The organism is Qipengyuania pelagi (assembly GCF_009827295.1).
In the GTDB taxonomy this organism is placed as follows: domain Bacteria; phylum Pseudomonadota; class Alphaproteobacteria; order Sphingomonadales; family Sphingomonadaceae; genus Qipengyuania; species Qipengyuania pelagi.
On sequence record NZ_WTYD01000001.1, the window covers coordinates 467488 to 485221 of the forward strand.

Genomic DNA, 17734 nt, shown 5'->3' on the forward strand with positions numbered 1-17734 from the left:
CGCGCGGTCAATCCCTGACGGGCTCGCAGTCATAGACCAGCCGCTCGTTCGGGTTGGAGGGCAGGGCCGCGAGCACGCCGCTCTGCATTTCGCCGAGCTGGGTCGCGGCGCCCTTGGCCTCACAGCTCGGTGCGCTGTATTCGCCGCGTGCGCTGCGGGCCTTGCTCATCGCGTCGCGCGAGAGGAGATAGCGTTCGGTGCGGAACACCGCGCGGTCCGGGTCGAAGCTGTTGACCGAGACCGCCATCTCGTCATTCGGCACCAGCACGCGCGACCACGTCCCGCCGGATACGCCATATTGCGTGCGCCCGTTGACGCAGCCGGCCGGTGACCATTCGAAGCGCACATCGCCGGTTTCCGCATTGGTGACGCGGCTGCGCTGCGGATCGAGACGGCAGAGGAAAGTGCGCCTTTCGGTCGCTGTCTTTGCGGGATCGGCGGCCTCGCCTGTATCGCGCCCCTGCATGACACTCGCGACCCGCCGGTCGATTTCGTCGATCCCGGGGCGGGTGAAATGGACGAGCAGGGCGACGACGATCGCACCGCCGCCCGCGGCAAGAGCAATGCGATTGGGGACGGGCCAGGCGCTGGGATTCGGGTGGTCTTCGCTCGGCTCGGGCACGCGGCGCTTCTCGAACGCCCACCAGATCGCACCCGCCCCGATCAGCAGCAGCACGATGCTCGCCAGCAACCGGTCGTCACGCTCGTCGCGGACCTGCATCTCGGCCTCGAAGCGCGCGCGGGTCAATCGCTCGCGCTCCTGCTCGCTGCGGGCGGCCATGTCCTGGCGGGCGAGCGCCTGTTCCCGCTCCAGCCGCTCGCGCTCGTCATCTTCCAGCTCGGTGAGGCTGCGGCAAGCGGTGTCGTTGGTGCGCGCAGTGACGCCGTGGGCGCGCAGGAACGGGATGACCTCTCGATTCGAGACGGCGAAGAAGAACTCCGCATCCGATCCCCCCGAATCGGCACCGAAGCTGTTGACGCCGAGCACGCGCCCGCATCCGTCCAGCAGAGGCCCGCCCGAATTGCCGCGCGCGATGGGCGCGGTGTGGAGCACGGTGTCGAAATTGCGGCTGGGCCGCATTCCGGCAAGAAAACCGCGGCTCTTCACCGGGGGCTGGCTCCTGAAGATGTCGCCGATCTCCAGCCCCTGCGCCCGGTCGACATTCATCGGATAGCCGACCGCGAAGGCTTCGCCGCTGTCCGATACCGGCCCGCTCGCCATCGTAAGCGGTGGCAAGCGCAATCCACTGGTGATGCGCAGCAGAGCGAGGTCGCTGCGCGGATCGGCGGCGACGATCTCGGCATAGCCTGCATCCGCCCCGTCCGACGGCACGATCCCGATCCGCAGGCTGTCATCCATCATCGCGTCGCGCACGACATGGGCGTTGGTCACGATCCGGTCGGGCGCGACCGCCCAGCCGGTTCCGTGGCCGATCGGAAAGACCTCCGCGCCATCGGGCGTATCCTCGGTCCCGATAATGACCACGCGCACCACGCCGCGCGCGGCGGCGTCGATATCGGCGGGCTCGGCCAGCGCCGGGGCGGGCAACGCCGCAAGAAGGGCGCAGAGGCAGGCGGCAAGGGCGAGAAGGCGAGCCATCGGCGGGGCCTTACCCTTCGGCGGACATTGACCGCAAGCTTCGGGATGCGCAGTCTGCCTGTAAGGCCTAACACCCTTGTCCCATGACCCAATCGACCTTCCTGACCGACGACGATCGCTGGCGCATCGCGCTGGCGAAGGACCGTGCCTATGACGGGCACTTCGTCACAGGTGTGCACTCGACCGGGATCTATTGCCGCCCCTCCTGCCCGGCGCGCGCGCCAAAGCGGGAAAACGTCCGCTTCTATGCCACGCCGATCGAGGCCGAAGGGGCGGGCCTCAGGGCCTGCAAACGCTGCGCGCCCGACCAGATCAGCCGCGAGGATGCGGCGGTGCGCGCTGCGATCGACACGATCAAGGCTGCGGCGAAGGCGGGCGACGCCGTTCCCTCGCTAGGCGAACTGGCGGACGCGGTCGGCTATTCGCCTGCGCATTTCCAGCGCCTGTTCCTGCGATCGACCGGGATGTCGCCCGCCGCCTATGCGAGGGCGCTTCGCGAGGAACGAGCGCGCGGCGCGCTGTCGGGGGCGGGCACGGTCACCGATGCGATCTATGCGGCGGGCTATGATGCGCCGAGCCGTTTCTATGCCGATGTGAAAGGACGATTGGGGATGCGAGCGAGCGACTGGCAGGCGGGAGGCAAGGGCGTGACGATTTCCTGGAGCGTTATCGAGACGAGCTTTGGCCCCATGCTCGTCGCGGCGACCGACAGGGGCGTATGCTGCCTTGCCTTCGGGGAAGGCGAGGCGGATTTGCGCGCCCGCTTCCCCAAGGCCGATCTGGTCGCGGCGGGCGAGGATTTCCGCGCCCTGTTCGATCGGGTGACCGAAGCGGTCGAACAGCCGGGCACCGGCGCCGATATCCCGATCGACGTCATGGGCACTGCCTTCCAGCAGCGCGTCTGGCAAGCGCTTCGCGACATCCCGCCGGGCGAAACGCGCAGCTATGGCGAACTGGCCGCGGCGCTCGGCAACCCCAAGGCCAGCCGCGCGGTAGGCGGGGCGAACGGGGCGAACCATGTCGCGGTCCTGATACCCTGCCACCGCGTGATCGCGGCGGACGGGGGGCTGGGCGGCTATGCCTATGGGACCGAGATCAAGGCGGAGCTGCTTAAGAGGGAAAGGCCCGATCAGGCCTGATACTCGCCTACGCGTCGGCGCTCGGACCATAACGGTAGGTCGGGGCGAGCAGGTCGTCCAGGATCATCCCGAACGGATGCTCGCCCCGGAGATTGCAATCAATCGCTGCCGATGAAGATCGCCTTGGCGTTGACGAACTCCTTCACGCCAAAGCCGCCATGTTCGCGGCCATAACCCGAATCCTTCACCCCGCCGAACGGCATGGACGGATCGGCGACGCCATAGGTGTTGATATAGACCATGCCGGTGTCGAAATGCTTCGACGCCAGTTCGATCGCACGTTCAGTATCGCCGCACAGGATGCCGCCGCCAAGGCCGTAGCGGCTGTCATTGGCGATCCTCATCGCATCCTCGTCGTCCTTCGCGCGGATCACGCTGGCGACGGGGCCAAACAATTCGTCGTCATAGGCGGGCTGGCCGGGCTCGACATCGGTCAGGACCGTGGCGGGATAGAACGCACCCGGACCATCGGGGATTTCGCCTCCACACGCGATCTTCGCGCCCTTCGACACCGACTTTTCGACCTGCTCGTGCAGATCCTTGCGCTGATCGGTCGAGGACATCGGGCCCATATCGGTCCCTTCCTTCGTCGGATCGCCTGTCTCCACGCCCTCGAAGCGGGCAACGAACTTTTCGAGGAAGGCGTCATAGACCTTGTCGGTCACGATGAAGCGCTTGCCGTTGATGCAGGTCTGGCCATTATTGTAGAGCCGCGCCTGCGCACAGACCTTGGTGGCGAGGTCGATATCGGCGTCTTCGAGCACCAGATAGGCGTCGTTCGAGCCGAGTTCCATCACGGTCTTCTTGATGACCTTGGCGGCTTTTTCCGCGACATGACGGCCCGCACCGTCCGATCCGGTCAGCGTGACGCCACGCACCTTGTCATGCGCGATGATTTCGTCCGATGTGTCGTGGTCGATGACGAGCACCGTGAAGAGATCGTCGGGAAGGCCGCCTTCCTTGAAAATCTTCTCCAGCATCAACCCGCTGCCGATGCAGAGCGAGGAATGCTTCAACAGCACACCATTGCCCGCCATCAGGCTGGCGATCGCATAGCGCACGACCTGGTAGGACGGGAAATTCCACGGCTGGATGCCGTAGACGACACCGATCGGCGAATAGGTGACGAGGCCGCGCGCGGCGTTGCTCGGGTCGCGCTTCTCGTCGGCCAGTTCGTCAGGGCCGGTCTTGGCAGTGTAATCGCAGATGCCCGCGCACAGATCGACCTCGTCGCGGCTGTCGCCGATCAGCTTGCCGACCTCGGCCGTCATCAGTTGGGCGAGGTCTTCCTTGTTGTCGCGCAGCGCCTTGCCGATCCCCTTGATGATTTCGGCGCGCTCTTCGAGGCTGCGCAGCTTCCATTGGGTGAAGGCCTGATGGCAGGCATCGACCTTGGCGAAGGCCTCGTCCTTGGTGATCTGGGTGTAGGTTTCGATGTCCTCGCCGGTGGCGGGATTGACGGTTGTGACGGTTGCCATGAGTGCGGTCTTTCCTGTTGGAGTTACACAGGAAAGGGGTGAGGCAGGCGATCGGTTCCATTTCGCAACGCAATCGGGCCCGTTCGCGCGGTGGAATGGCGTGTGTCCGCGCTGGCTCGTTTACGCGTTGCGCGCCCAGCTGCTGTCCGCGGGAGTCAGCGTGTCGAGGAAAGCCTCGGCGCTATCGAGATAGTCCTGCCTTTTGTCCGCATCCATCCGGTCCCAGGTCGAATAGATCCGCCCGATCCGGTGGTTCTTTTCCAGACGATCGCGATGGCGGTCCATGAAATGCCAGTAGAGCGGATTGAACGGGCAGGCGCCTTCGCCGGTCTTCTTGTGCGGCGAATAGGTGCAGTCCGAGCAATAGTTCGACATCTTGTTGATGTAGTTTCCGCTTGCCGCGTAGGGCTTGCTGGCGAGCTTGCCGCCATCGGCATAGAGGATCATCGCCGCCACGTTCGGCAGTTCGACCCATTGATAGGCGTCGGCATAGACGACCAGATACCAGTCCTGCACCTCGCGCGGATTGATCCCGGCGATCAGCGCGAAATTGCCGAGCACCATCAGGCGCTGGATATGGTGGGCATGGGCGTTGTCGCGCGTCGAGCGGATGCAATCGGCGAGGCAGGCCATGTCGGTCTCCCCCGTCCAGTAGAAGTCCGGCAACCCGCGCTGGGCGTTCAAGGCGTTTGCCTTTTCCAGATGCGGCATCTGATGCCAGTAGAAGCAGCGGATATATTCGCGCCAGCCGATCAGCTGGCGGATGAAGCCTTCGACGCTGTTCAACGGCGCCTTGCGGTCCTCATAGGATTGTTCGGCGCGCTGGCACAATTCCAGCGGGTCGAGCAGACCAAGATTGATGCTGGTCGACAGCATCGAATGGAACAGATCGTCCTCGCCCGCGACCATCGCATCCTGATAGGGGCCGAACTTCTCGATCCGCTCGGCGAAGAAGGCGTCGGCGGCTTTCTCGGCCTCGTCGCGCGTGACGGGCCAGCGGAATTTCTCGAGGCTGCCGAAATGGTCGCCGAAGCGCTGCTCGACAAGGGCGATGCAGGCTTGCGTGATCTCGTCGGGCTCGAATTTCGGGCGCTCGGGTGCGGAGAGGCCTTCCTTGGGCGGCTTCCTGTTCTCGCTGTCGTAATTCCACTCGCCGCCTTCGGGTTTGCCTTCGTCGGTCATCAGCAGCTCGGTCTTGCGGCGCATCTCACGATAGAAGAATTCCATTCTCAGGGCATCGCGATCCTCGGCCCAATCGTCGAACTCGGCCTGCGAGCAGATGAAGCGATCGTCGCGCAGGATCTCGACTTCGCAGGCGAACTTGTCCGCCCATTGCTCCATATCCTCGCGCACCCGCCATTCGCCCGCTTCGACCACGCTGACGAGCCGCGGATCATGCCGCTCGATCGCGCGGGCGACTTCGCCGGTGAAGCTGCCCGCGTTGTCCTCGTCGTCGAGCTTCACGTAATCGACCGTCCAGCCCGCATCCTCCAGCTCGGCGGCGAAGTGGCGCATGGCGGAAAAGATCAGGACGATCTTCTGCTTGTGATGCCTGACATAGGTCGCCTCGTCCCAGACCTCCATCATCAGGATGACGGTGTCGTCCTTTGTCCGCCCGCGCAGACTGGCGAGATTACGGGTCAGCTGATCGCCAAGAATGGGGACGAGGACGGGGGCGGTGCTGTCAGATGCCATGCGCGTAGAACGCGACATAGGCGCGGGCGTTTCCTGGACGGCTTCACACGAAACTATATGGGTCGATATCGACCCCCACGCGCACTCCCGCCGGGTGGTCGAGCGCGCCCAGCCATTCGCGGATCGTGTCCTGCAAGCGCGCGCTGCGTTTTGCGTTGATGAGCAGGCGATAGCGGTAGCGGCCTCTCAGCAGGCTCAGCGGGGCGGGTGCGGGGCCGTAGATCGCCATGTCGTCATGGCGCGGGCGGGCATCGCCGATGCGGCGGGCTGCGTCGCGCGCTTCGCTTTCCTCCTCGCTCGACACGATGATCGCGGCCCATCTTCCGAAGGGCGGGGCGCCTGCCATGCGGCGCGCTTCGGTTTCGGCTTCGTAGAAAGCATCGCGATCGCCCGCCGCCAGCGCGGCGATCACCGGCGCATCGGGGTGACGGGTCTGGATCAGGACCTCGCCCGGTTTCGATCCGCGCCCCGCACGCCCCGCCACCTGCGCGACCTGTTGGTAGGTGCGTTCGGCGGCGCGCAGATCGCCGCCTTCGAGGCCGAGATCGGCATCGACAACGCCGACCAGCGTCAGATCGGGGAAATGGAACCCCTTGGTTACCAATTGCGTGCCGACGATCACGTCCACCCCGCCATTCTCCACCAGCGTGACGAACTCCGCCGCGCGTCCCGGTGAATTGAGCGTATCCGATGTCGCGACGAACACGCGCGCATCGGGCAGGCGTTCAGCCACCTCGTCGGCGATCCGTTCGACCCCAGGGCCGCAGGCGACGAGGCAATCGGGCTCGCCGCATTCGGGGCACGTGTCGGGCGGCGGGGTCTCGTGCCCACAATGATGGCAGGCAAGGCGGCGGGAGAAGCGATGCTCGACCAGCCAGGCGCTGCAATTGGGGCATTGGAAGCGGAAGCCGCAATTGCGGCACAAGGTCAGCGGCGCATAGCCGCGCCGGTTGAGGAACAGCAGCGATTGTTCGCCGCGCGCCAGCCGCTCTTCCAGTGCCTCGACCAGCGGAGGGGCCAGCCATGATCCGCGACCGGGGACATGTTCGGTAAGGTTGACCGTGCGGATAGTGGGCATTGCCGCCCCGCCGAACCGGCTCGGCAGGTCGAGCTTGGCGTAGGTGCCGCTCTCGACCATGGCGAGGCTTTCCAGAGCGGGCGTGGCGCTTGCCAGAACAACGGGAATTTCCTCGAACGCACCGCGCATCACCGCCACGTCGCGCGCATTGTAGCGCACGCCATCGTCCTGCTTGAAGCTGACCTCGTGCGCCTCGTCGACGACGATCAGGCCGAGCGCGGCGTAGGGGAGGAACAGCGCCGAGCGGGCGCCGACCACGACCTGCGCGGTCCCGTTCGCGATGGCGCGCCAGGCGCGGCGGCGCTCGGTGGATTTGAGCGAGGAATGCCAGAGGACCGGTTTGGCACCGAACCTTTCCTCGAATCGCGACAGGAACGCTTCGGTCAGCGCGATTTCGGGCAGCAGGACGAGCACCTGCCGGTCCATGCGCAGGGCTTCGGCGATGGGTTCGAAATAGGTTTCGGTCTTGCCCGATCCGGTCACGCCGTCGAGCAGGAACGGGGCGAACTTGCCTGCCTTCACCGCCGCGCCCAGCGTGGCGGCGGCGGCCTGCTGGTGGTCCGACAGATCGACCTGAGCGAAATCGGGGCGGGCGAGGTGATAAGGCCGGTCGCAATCGACCTCGACAGGTTCGAGGCAGCCCTGATTGACCAGCCCGCGCAGCACGCCTTCCGATACGCCTCCAATGCCCGCCAGCTCGCGGATCGTCGCCTGCTCGCCCTCGAGCGCTTCCAGCGCGGCCTGGCGCTGCGGGGTCATGCGTTCGGGCAGGCCGCCTGTCAGCCGATACTCGATCGTCGTCGCCGGGCCCTTCAGGGCGCCGCCCGAACTCAGCGCCATCCGCGCGACGCTGGCGAGCGGTGCGCAATAATAATCCGCGGTCCATTCGATCAGCCGCCGCAAGGGTGCGGGCAGCGGCGGGATTGGCAGCAGGCCCCTCAAAGGACGCAATTTTTCCGCCGGAACCTCGGCCCCGGGAAGCCGTTCCGCCTCCCAGACGATTCCGATCACTGCGCGCGGGCCGAGTGGACACTCCACGACCTGCCCCGGCTCGACCGACATCCCGTCCGGGACCTTGTAATCGAGCGGGCCGAGGGCGGCATTGAGGACGAGGCAGCGCACGCGGTTCATGAATGCGTCAATATGGGCGGGCCATGCCCCCTAAAACAAGTGGCTGAAAACAAGTGGCTCTAAACAAGGGTGGGACCTTCGAGGAGATTACAGATGACCGATATTCTCACCCTTCGTACTGGCGTTTCCACGCTCGAGCGCCCGACCGGGCGCCGGGCCTTTCTCGGCAAGGTCGGTGGTGGGCTGGGCGCGGGCGCGGCGCTGTTGTCGCTGCCTGCCTGCACCAGCTTCGGCAATGGCGGCTTCAGCCTGGTCGATGCGGTCGAGCGCCTGCTGTTCCTGTCCAGCGAACGGGCCTTCACGCGCATGTTGCAGCCCGACGGGTTCTGGGACGCGCAGGTGGCGCAGCTGGGCCTCGGCGGGCTGCTCGGCGCGCGCGGCGACGTACTCGGGCGCATCCTCACCTCGGCGCTGTTCAAGAACCGGCTCGAGGATGCCTTCGCCAATTTCGCCTATGACGCGGCCTATCGCGCGGCGCCGATCGTGACCGACGCGGTGCGCGTGATCGGCTTTCAGAACGCGATCGATTTGGTGCGCGGCGGGCCCACCGCGGCGACATCCTATCTGCGCGGCAGCATGGGCTCGCGCCTGATCGACGCGATGGTCCCCGAACTCGGCCAGGCGATGCGCGTGGCGCAGGATCCGCTGGTGGGCGAATTGCTGGCGGGCCTCACCGGCGTCGATGTGCCGCGCATCGCAACCACTTTTGCCAGCCGCATCGACGACACGATCTGGACCGAGATCGGCCGCGAGGAGAGCTTCATCCGTGACAATCCCAGCAGCGTTAACGACCCGCTGATCGCTGGCGTATTCGGCGCGGAAGCGGCGTTCTGACCGATTGCTGTGCGTGAATCGACGGCCTGAAAGCTAGGCGAGAATGCCTGTGTGATCGAGCAGGATACCGGTTCCAATCGCCATCAGGCCAAGGCCTCCGATCAGTTCGACTACGGGCCCGAATTTCACGCCCACAATCTTTCCGATCATCAGCCCGCCCGTCGCGAGAACGAAGGTTGTCAGTCCGATGGCGAGGGCAACCGACACGATGTTGACATCCACGAAGGCGAGAGTGACGCCTACCGCCGCCGCGTCGATGCTCGTTGCGAAGGCAGTGAGGATCAGTGCGAGCATGCCCTTATGCTTGCTCACGACCTCATCCGTATCCGTTTCGTCGACGCTGCCGCGCGCGACGAGGCGCTGTCCGGCGTTCAACGCCATCTTGCCGCCCACGAGGCTGAGTAGGCCAAAGGCGATCCAGTGATCGATGGCGGTTATGTAGGCGCTGGCGGCGAGGCCCAGCATCCAGCCCAGCAACGGCGTCACAGTCTCGATGATGCCGAATACGAGACCGCCTTTGGCCGCTTGCAGGAACGATGGCTTGGTAGTGGCGCCACGAGCCATCGCGGCGGCACACGCATCGGCGGACATGCTGAAGGCGAGGACGGTAATCGATAACGGGGACATCACAAGCTCCGCCGGGCACAAGACAGCACGCTCCGAGACGCCCGGAAGGCCTCGGATGTGCTGGTCTCGCTAGGCGGCGAACGCCGCTCTCTGCACCATGCGCAAGGCGCAAGTGTGTTGACGCAGAGCCGACTAAAGTCGGAAGCTACTCCCCAACGCGGCGCCCCTAACCTGTCATGGACCATTCTGCAACGGGGCGGCAGGTATTGGCCCTGCTATCCCGCCGCTTGCCCGAAGAGGTGCTTGCGGGTTCGAGAACCGCCGATCCGGGGACCCGCGGCAATCGCTCCGTGCGCGACAGGCGGCTCAGAACCGATAGAACAGCGACACCTGGCTCACATGGGTGTGCCGGGTGTTGCCGTTGTCACGCGGGCGGATCTGGAAGAGATAGCCCCCCGTCAGTTCCAGTTCGGGCGCGATCCGGGCGGTGGCGCCGGCGTTGAGGCGCCATTGGTCGATCCGCTGCGGGCCGCCTTCGTTGCGGTCGCGCAATTGGTAGAGCAGTTCGCCCGAGGCGAAGCCGGTGATCTTGTCCGCGATCTTCGTGCGGAAGCGGGCGCGCTGGCGCAGGCGCAGGGCCATCCGGTCGGCGCCGTCATAGAAGCGTTCCTCGATCCGGCTGCGGAAGTCGAATTTGCCGAGGCCGAAGGTCAGCTGCTGATAGGGGCGGACTTCGGTGAAGCCGTCCTCGTCATGGATCTCGATCCCGCCGCCAAGCGCCAATGCGCTCGAGACGTCGGTGTTCACTTCCGCGCCCAGGATATATTCGTTCGGCCCTTCGCGGCGGCGCGTTTCCAGCTCCAGCTTGAAGTCCGTGCCCGGTGCGATATCGCCCTTGATCCCCGTCTCGATCCACAGCTCGTCGTCACTGGTGGCGGCTTGGGCGGCAGTCGGTTGCATAAAGGCGCCCAGGGCGGCAAAGCCGATCGCAAGGGCCGGAAATCTGTTCGACACGGGACGATAACTCCGGTTGGAAATCTGTCGCATTAGCGACACGAAAGTGAAATCTTCCCCAGCCGGATTTTTATGACCGGTTCGTGACAGGAGCGCTCGCCAGATGAAATTCTTTGCCGACACCGCCGAAATTTCCGAGATCGAAGAGCTGATCGATATCGGCCTTCTCGATGGCGTTACCACCAATCCATCGCTGATCGCCAAGTCGGGACGCGATTTCATGGAGGTGACGAAGGAGATTTGCGCGCTGGTCGACGGGCCGGTGAGCGCGGAGGTCGTGGCGCTCGACCATCCGACCATGATGAAGGAAGCCGATAAGCTGCGCGCCATCGCCGACAATGTCTGCATCAAGGTGCCGCTGACGATCGATGGCCTCAAGACCTGCAAGGCGCTGGCGGAAGACGGCACGATGGTGAACGTCACCCTGTGCTTCTCCGCCAATCAGGCGCTGCTGGCGGCGAAGGCGGGGGCGACCTTCATCTCGCCTTTCATCGGTCGCCATGACGATAACGGCTTCGACGGGATGGACCTCATCCGCGATATCCGCCTGATCTACGACAATTACGGCTACGAGACCGAAATCCTCGCCGCCAGCATCCGCCATGCGACCCATGTGCTGGAAAGCGCGCGCATCGGTGCCGATGTCGCGACCATGCCGCCCAAGGTGATCAAGGCGCTGTTCAACCACGTCCTCACCGACAAGGGGATCGAAGGTTTTCTGAAGGATTGGGCGGGAACGGGCCAGTCGATCCTGTGATTTCGCTTCCATGACCGAACAGACACCGCTCGATCGTTTCAAGCAGGCGCTGACCGGCACGGCGCGCGCGCTCGCCCGCGAGGACGAGGTCGAGGTCGCATGGAGTGCGGACAGCCCGGCCCAGTCGGGCAAGAATTTCCGCGTGCCCCTGCCGGGCCGCACTCTGCCGCCCGACCAGGCGCGGCAGGCGCGCGGCTTTGCCGACAGCTTCGCTCTGCGGCTGCGCCATCACGACGAGGGGGTCCATTCGAGCGGTGCGCCGCGCGAGCCGATCGCGCGCGCCTGTTACGACGCGATCGAGCAGACGCGCTACGAATCGCTCGGCGCCACGTGCTATGCGGGGATTCGCGGCAACATCACCTCGGCGGTGGAGATGCGCACCGCGTCCGACCCGATCGCGCGCGCGAACGAGGCCTCGCAGGTGCCGCTCCCTACCGCGCTTTCCCTGATGCTGCGCGAGGCGTTGACGGGCGAGCCGATCCCCGAGCGCGCCCGCGCGGGCGTCGATATGGTGCGCGACGAAATCGAAGCGAAGGCGGGGGCGGACATCGCCTCCATGGTCGACAATCTCGAAGACCAGCGCGCCTTCCAGCAGTTGACGCTCGACATGCTGCGCCATCTCGACCTCACTTTGCCCGAAGATGCGGACGATTCGGGCGACGATACCGGCGACGACGAGGGCGAAGCGCCGGAAGAGGACGAGACCGGCGAGGACGAGCAGGACGAGGGCGATTCCGAACCGCAATCCTCCGAGATCGCAGGCGAACCCGCGCAGGGCGAGAGCGATGCCGATACCGATGGCGAGGATGGCGGCGACCAGGAAATGGGCGAGGGCGACCCCGCCGACGATGGCGAGGAGGGGATGCAGCCCGTCCGCCCGAACCGCCCCTGGACCGACCTGCCCGAACAGTTCGACTATCGCGCCTTCACCGAGAAATTCGACGAGGTGGTCGAGGCCCCCGAACTTTGCGACCACGAGGAGCTGGATCGTCTGAGGACCTATCTCGACAGCCAGTTGGCCGGCTTGCAGGGCATCGTCACCCGGCTCGCCAACCGCTTGCAGCGCCGCCTCATGGCGCAGCAGAACCGCAGCTGGGATTTCGACCAAGAAGAAGGGCTGCTGGATGCCGCGCGGCTGACCCGCGTGGTCATCAGCCCCGGCCATGCGCTGAGCTACAAGATCGAGCGCGATACCGAGTTCAAGGACACGGTCGTCACGCTCCTGATCGACAATTCCGGCTCGATGCGCGGGCGACCGATCTCCATCGCGGCGATCAGCGCGGATATTTTGGCGCGAACGCTGGAACGCTGCGGGGTGAAGACCGAGATTCTGGGCTTCACGACCCGCGCCTGGAAGGGAGGCCAGTCGCGCGAGGCGTGGCTGGCGGACGGTCGCCCCGCCGATCCGGGCCGCCTCAACGATCTTCGGCACATCATCTACAAGAAGGCGGACGAGCCCTGGCGCCGCGCGCGCCGCAATCTCGGCCTGATGATGCGCGAAGGGCTGCTCAAGGAAAATATCGACGGCGAGGCGCTGTTGTGGGCGCACACCCGCCTGCTCGCCCGGCCCGAGGATCGCCGCATCCTGATGGTCATCAGCGACGGCGCCCCGGTCGACGACAGCACGCTGAGCGTCAATCAGGCGGGCTATCTCGAAGGGCATTTGCGCAAGGTGATCGGCTGGATCGAGAAGCAGTCGCCCGTCCAGCTCGCCGCGATCGGCATCGGGCACGACGTGACGCGGTATTACAAACGCTCGGTCACGATCATGGATGTGGAGCAATTGGGCGGGACGATCATCGAGCAGCTGGCGGCGTTGTTCGAGGGGGAGAACGGGTGAAGGTTTCGGACGCAGTCGCCACGCGCCGTTCCGTCCGCGCCTTTACCGACCAGCCGGTCGAGCGCGAGACGCTGGCTCGTATTCTCGAAAAGGCGCAGCGTTCGCCGTCCGGCGGCAACACGCAACCCTGGCATGGCATCGTGCTCAGCGGCGAGCCGATGCAGGCATTGTTCGACCGCATTGCCGAGGAATTCCCCAAGGGCCGCGCGGCGCATAAGCCCGAATACGATATCTACCCGCCGGAACTCGACGGGGCCTACGAGCAGCGCCGTTTCGGCGTCGGCGAGGATATGTATGGCGCGCTCGAAATCGCGCGTGAGGACAAGGGCCAGCGGCTCGAATGGTTCGCGCGCAATTTCCGCGCCTTCGGGGCGCCGGTGCTGATGCTGGTGCATACGCCCAGATACATGGGCCCGCCGCAATGGTCGGATATCGGCATGTGGTTGCAGACCATCGCGCTGCTGCTGCGCGAAGAGGGGCTGGACAGCTGCGTCCAGGAGGCGTGGGCGGTCTATTCCCCGCAGATCCGCGAGGTGGTCGACATCCCGGAGGATCACATCTTCTTCTGCGGCATGGCGATCGGCTATCGCGACGAGGATGCGGCGGTGAACAGGTTCGACGTGAAGCGCGCGCCGCTCGACGAAAGCGTGCGCTGGGAGGGTTGGCAGTAGCAGCCCTGCGGCTTAAGCGCCCTTCATGCCCGATACCCCGCTCAAGCTCTTCAACTCGCTGACCCGTTCGCTGGAGGAATTCCAGCCCGTCCATGAGGGCGAGGCGCGCATCTATACCTGCGGCCCAACGGTCTACAACTACCCGCATATCGGCAATATGCGCGCCTACGTCTTCGCGGACGTACTGGGCCGGACGCTGAGCTGGAAGGGCTACGATCTCACCCACATCATCAACATCACCGATGTCGGCCATCTGACCGACGATGCCGATGCGGGCGAGGACAAGCTGGAAAAGGCCGCCGCGAAATCCGAGAAATCGATCTGGGATATCGCGGCGCATTATACCGAGGCGTTCAAGGCGGATATCGCCGCGCTGAATATCCGCCAGCCGAAGGAATGGTCGGTCGCGACCGATTATATCGAGCCGATGATCGAATTCGCGAAAAGCATAGCCGACGAGCACTGCTACGAGCTCGACAGCGGGCTCTATTTCGACGTTTCGACCATCGAGGATTACGGCCGGTTGGCGCGTGCCGTCACCGAAGAGGGTGAGGGACGCATCGACGCGGTCGAAGGCAAGCGCAACGCGGCCGATTTCGCGATCTGGCGCAAGACGCCGCGGGGCGAGACGCGGCAGATGGAATGGGACTCCCCCTGGGGTAAGGGCGCGCCCGGCTGGCATCTCGAATGCTCGGTGATGGGCGAGAAGCTGCTCGGCTTCCCCTTCGACATTCACACCGGCGGGATCGACCACCGCGAAATTCACCACCCCAACGAGATCGCGCAGAACCAGGCGTTCTGCGGGTGTGGCGGTTTGGACGAGGCGACGCATTCGGGCGCGAAGATCTGGATGCATAACAATTTCCTCGTCGAGCGATCCGGCAAGATGAGCAAATCGTCCGGCGAGTTCCTGCGGCTCCAGCTGCTGATCGACAAGGGCTACCACCCGCTCGCCTACCGCCTGATGTGCCTCCAGGCGCATTACCGCAGCGAGCTGGAGTTTTCGTGGGAAGGGCTGGGCGCGGCGCTGACGCGGTTGAAGCGGCTGGTGATTGCCGTGGAGGCGCTAAAATCCCGAAATTTAGCAAGCGCCTCCGGGTTATCAGAGAAGCGCTCAGCCGCTCTCCAGTCTTATTTGGACGGGGTCGACTTTCTCCTTTCCGATGATCTGAATACTCCTGCCGCGCTCACCAACCTTGATTTAATTCTGGGAAGTCTGGATGACGCAGGATCGGTTCGCTTAGAAGCTTTAGAAATCGTCGATCAAATTTTTGGATTGAATCTCTCCAATCTCACCCGCGCCGATCTTCGTATCCGTCCGAAGGACGCGCAGATCACCGAGGCCGAGATCGAGGCCGAGTTGCTGCGTCGCAAGGAAGCGCGCCTCGCCAAGGATTTCGCCACATCGGATGCGATCCGCGCCAGCCTTTCGGCTATGGGCGTCGAGGTGATGGATGGCGATCCGCTGGGTTGGGAATGGAAACTCGTATGACCAAAACCGTCCTGTCCGCCATGATCCGTCCGCTGGTCGAGCCGCGTCTGCCCGACTGGGTCGAACCGCTGTGGTTCGCCAGCAAGGACGAGGCGCTGGAACTGGCGCCGCAGGCCGAGATCGGGTGGTTCGATTTCACCCAGCCCGAGCCGATGGTGGAGGTGGTAAAGGCCGCGACGTCGCTGAAATGGCTGAACTCGATCTATGCGGGGCTCGATTTTCTTCCCCTCGATCTGCTGGATAAACGCGGCGTCACGGTCACGAACGGGGTCGGCATCAATGCGATCACGATCGCCGAATACACCGTCATGCTGATGCTGGCCCACGCCAAGGGCTACCGCGACGTCGTGCGCGCGCAGGACCGGCGAGAATGGCTGCTGGACAGCCCCGGCAAGCGCGAACTGGCGGGCGAGCGGGTGCTGCTGTTGGGCCTTGGCGCGATCGGGTCGCTGGTGAAGGCGCGGTTGGAGGCGTTCGACATGGAGGTGGTGCCGGTGCGCCGCTCGCGCCACGAAAACTCGCTCGCGCCGGACGAATGGCGCGGCCAGCTCGGCAATTTCGACTGGGTGGTGCTCGCCGTGCCCTCCACGCCGGAAACAGTCGGCATGATCGGTGCGGAAGAACTCGCGGCGATGAAAAGCACCGCCGTCCTCGTCAACATCGCGCGCGGCGACGTGGTGGATCAGGCGGCGCTCGTGTCCGCGCTCGAAGAAAAGCGAATCGAGGCCGCGTTGCTCGACGTGACCGACCCGGAGCCTCTGCCCGAGGATCATCCCCTGTGGAGCCTCGCCAATGCGCAGATCACCATGCACCTGTCGGGCCGCGCGCAGACGAAGATGTTCCAGCGCAGCGCCGACCGCTTTATCGAGAACCTCGGGCGCTGGAACGATGGCGAGCCGGTTGCGCCGCAGATGGATCTGACGCTCGGTTATTGAGCGGAACGTCACACGGTGGGCCGCCGTTAATGTCTCGAAACGGAGACTCCCATGCCCACTCTCAAAGACACCTACCCGCTCTACCTCTGCAACAGAGCGGAGCAGCCGAACACCGATCTCGAAGTTACCGACAAGTTCACCGGCGAAGTCGCGTTCAAGACGGCGCTCGCCACGCCCGAGATCATCGATAAGGCCATCGCCGGGACGGTCCGCGCCGCCGAGCCGATGGCGCGCCTCGCCAGCTATCGGCGCAAGGCGGTGCTGATGCATTGCGTCGAGCGGTTCCGCGAACGGTTCGACGAGCTGGCCTATTCGCTCTGCGTCGAGGCGGGCAAGCCGATCGGCGATGCGGAGGGCGAGGTCACCCGCCTGATCGACACGTTCGAGATCGCGGCAGAGGAAAGCGTGCGCATGGGCGGGGAGGTCATGCCGCTCGACATATCGGAGCGTGCGGAAGGCTATCAGGCGATCTGGAAGCGCGTGCCGGTGGGCCCATGTAGCTTCATCTCGCCGTTCAATTTCCCGCTTAACCTCGCCGCGCACAAGATCGCGCCTGCATTGGCGGTCGGTTGTCCCTTCGTCCTTAAGCCAGCCAGCAAGACACCCTTGGGGGCGCTCATCATCGGTGAAATTCTGGCCGAGACCGATCTGCCCGAAGGCGCGTTCAGCATCCTGCCCGCCAGCCGCGACGGCGCGGATCTGTTCACCGAGGACGAGCGCCTGAAGTTGTTGAGCTTCACCGGGTCGGACACGGTCGGCTGGGCGCTCAAGGCCAAGGCGGGCAAGAAGAAGGTCGTGCTCGAACTGGGCGGCAATGCGGCTGTCGTCATCGACCATGACGCCGATCTCGACGATGCCTGCGAGCGGGTCATCAAGGGCACGTTCTATCAGTCCGGCCAGAGCTGCATCAGCGTGCAGCGCATCGTCATCCACGAGGACGTCTATGACGATTTCCGCGAGAAACTGGTGGCGGCGGCGAAGGACCTCAAGGTGGGCGACCCGAAGAAGCGCGAGACCTTTATCGGCCCGATGATCGACGATGACGAGGCGGAGCGGCTGGAAAGCTGGATCGCCGAGGCGGTCGAGAACGGCGCGACAGTGCTCTGCGGCGGCGGGCGCGACGGGCGGCTGGTCGAAGCGACCCTGCTCGAAAATGTCGACCGGTCGGCGAAGATCGTCAACGAGGAGGCGTTCGGCCCCGTCGCCGTGCTGATGAAATTCCGCGACTGGGACGATGCCCTGGCCGAGGTCAATCGCAGCGAGTTCGGCCTTCAGGCGGGCATCTTTACCCGCGATCTGTTCAAGGTGCTCGACGCCTGGGACCGCGTCGATGTCGGTGGGCTGATGGTCAACGAAATCCCCAGCTACCGCGTCGACAACATGCCCTATGGCGGGGTGAAGAACTCGGGACTGGGAAGGGAAGGTGTCCGCTTCTCGATGGAAGACATGACCGAGATCAGGAACATGGTTATCCGGCGGTAGGCGCGGCCGAGGACAGATTTT

At 64.8% G+C, this 17734-nt stretch carries 14 protein-coding genes and 1 riboswitch; of the genes, 8 read left to right on the forward strand and 6 right to left on the reverse strand.

Going from position 1 to position 17734, the window contains the following annotated elements; translation table 11 throughout:
- Positions 1-7: 7 nt before the first annotated feature.
- Positions 8-1600, reverse strand: a complete 1593-nt coding sequence (locus tag GRI47_RS02395) for a S1C family serine protease (protein ID WP_160659783.1) — start codon at positions 1598-1600, stop codon at positions 8-10.
- 83 nt (positions 1601-1683) lie between these two features.
- On the opposite strand from GRI47_RS02395, the gene ada reads away from it, so the two are divergent.
- Positions 1684-2739: a bifunctional DNA-binding transcriptional regulator/O6-methylguanine-DNA methyltransferase Ada gene (ada, locus tag GRI47_RS02400; RefSeq protein WP_160659784.1), complete on the forward strand. Its 1056-nt coding sequence runs from the start codon at positions 1684-1686 to the stop codon at positions 2737-2739.
- 98 nt (positions 2740-2837) lie between these two features.
- Here the strand turns inward: ada and GRI47_RS02405 are convergent, their stop codons facing one another.
- The 3 genes from GRI47_RS02405 to GRI47_RS02415 form a co-directional block, all read right to left on the reverse strand.
- Entirely contained in the window at positions 2838-4217 is a 1380-nt protein-coding gene (locus GRI47_RS02405; protein WP_160659785.1) for an NAD-dependent succinate-semialdehyde dehydrogenase, read from the reverse strand.
- Positions 4218-4337: 120 nt separating this feature from the next.
- A complete protein-coding gene (locus GRI47_RS02410; RefSeq protein WP_160659786.1) occupies positions 4338-5912 on the reverse strand; it encodes a cryptochrome/photolyase family protein in 1575 nt (524 codons plus the stop codon).
- Between the two features lie 43 nt (positions 5913-5955).
- Positions 5956-8121 carry a primosomal protein N' gene (locus GRI47_RS02415; protein ID WP_160659787.1) on the reverse strand — a complete coding sequence of 722 codons (2166 nt, stop codon included), beginning with the start codon at positions 8119-8121 and terminating at the stop codon, positions 5956-5958.
- A 93-nt stretch (positions 8122-8214) separates the two neighbouring features.
- On the opposite strand from GRI47_RS02415, the gene GRI47_RS02420 reads away from it, so the two are divergent.
- Positions 8215-8955, forward strand: a complete 741-nt coding sequence (locus GRI47_RS02420; RefSeq protein ID WP_160659788.1) for a DUF4197 domain-containing protein — start codon at positions 8215-8217, stop codon at positions 8953-8955.
- A gap of 33 nt (positions 8956-8988) precedes the next feature.
- Here GRI47_RS02420 and GRI47_RS02425 read toward each other — a convergent pair whose 3' ends face one another.
- Together GRI47_RS02425 and GRI47_RS02430 are read right to left on the reverse strand one after the other, a co-directional pair.
- Positions 8989-9546, reverse strand: a complete 558-nt coding sequence (locus GRI47_RS02425) for a manganese efflux pump MntP (protein WP_237452592.1) — start codon at positions 9544-9546, stop codon at positions 8989-8991.
- A gap of 107 nt (positions 9547-9653) precedes the next feature.
- A riboswitch (yybP-ykoY riboswitch) is annotated at positions 9654-9743 on the reverse strand.
- A 145-nt stretch (positions 9744-9888) separates the two neighbouring features.
- Positions 9889-10482 (reverse strand): DUF2490 domain-containing protein, encoded by a 594-nt coding sequence (locus GRI47_RS02430; RefSeq protein WP_160659790.1) that lies wholly within the window; start codon positions 10480-10482, stop codon positions 9889-9891.
- Positions 10483-10639: 157 nt separating this feature from the next.
- Between GRI47_RS02430 and fsa the strand changes: the two genes are divergently transcribed.
- From fsa to GRI47_RS02460, 6 genes are read left to right on the forward strand one after another with little or no spacing between them, the layout of a single operon-like run.
- Entirely contained in the window at positions 10640-11293 is a 654-nt protein-coding gene (gene fsa / locus GRI47_RS02435; protein ID WP_160659791.1) for a fructose-6-phosphate aldolase, read from the forward strand.
- Positions 11294-11303: 10 nt separating this feature from the next.
- Complete coding sequence (gene cobT / locus GRI47_RS02440) at positions 11304-13133, forward strand: cobaltochelatase subunit CobT (RefSeq protein WP_160659792.1); 1830 nt, start codon at positions 11304-11306, stop codon at positions 13131-13133.
- The gene (locus tag GRI47_RS02445) at positions 13130-13804 is read left to right on the forward strand and encodes a nitroreductase family protein (protein WP_160659793.1); all 675 of its coding nucleotides are present in this window, start codon (positions 13130-13132) and stop codon (positions 13802-13804) included. Before cobT ends, GRI47_RS02445 begins: the two co-directional genes overlap by 4 nt.
- Before the next feature lie 25 nt (positions 13805-13829).
- A complete protein-coding gene (gene cysS / locus GRI47_RS02450; protein WP_160659794.1) occupies positions 13830-15296 on the forward strand; it encodes a cysteine--tRNA ligase in 1467 nt (488 codons plus the stop codon).
- On the forward strand, positions 15293-16231 hold the full coding sequence (locus GRI47_RS02455) for a D-2-hydroxyacid dehydrogenase (protein WP_160659795.1): 939 nt from the start codon (positions 15293-15295) through the stop codon (positions 16229-16231). Before cysS ends, GRI47_RS02455 begins: the two co-directional genes overlap by 4 nt.
- Before the next feature lie 51 nt (positions 16232-16282).
- Positions 16283-17713 (forward strand): aldehyde dehydrogenase family protein, encoded by a 1431-nt coding sequence (locus tag GRI47_RS02460; protein WP_160659796.1) that lies wholly within the window; start codon positions 16283-16285, stop codon positions 17711-17713.
- Positions 17714-17734: the final 21 nt, after the last annotated feature.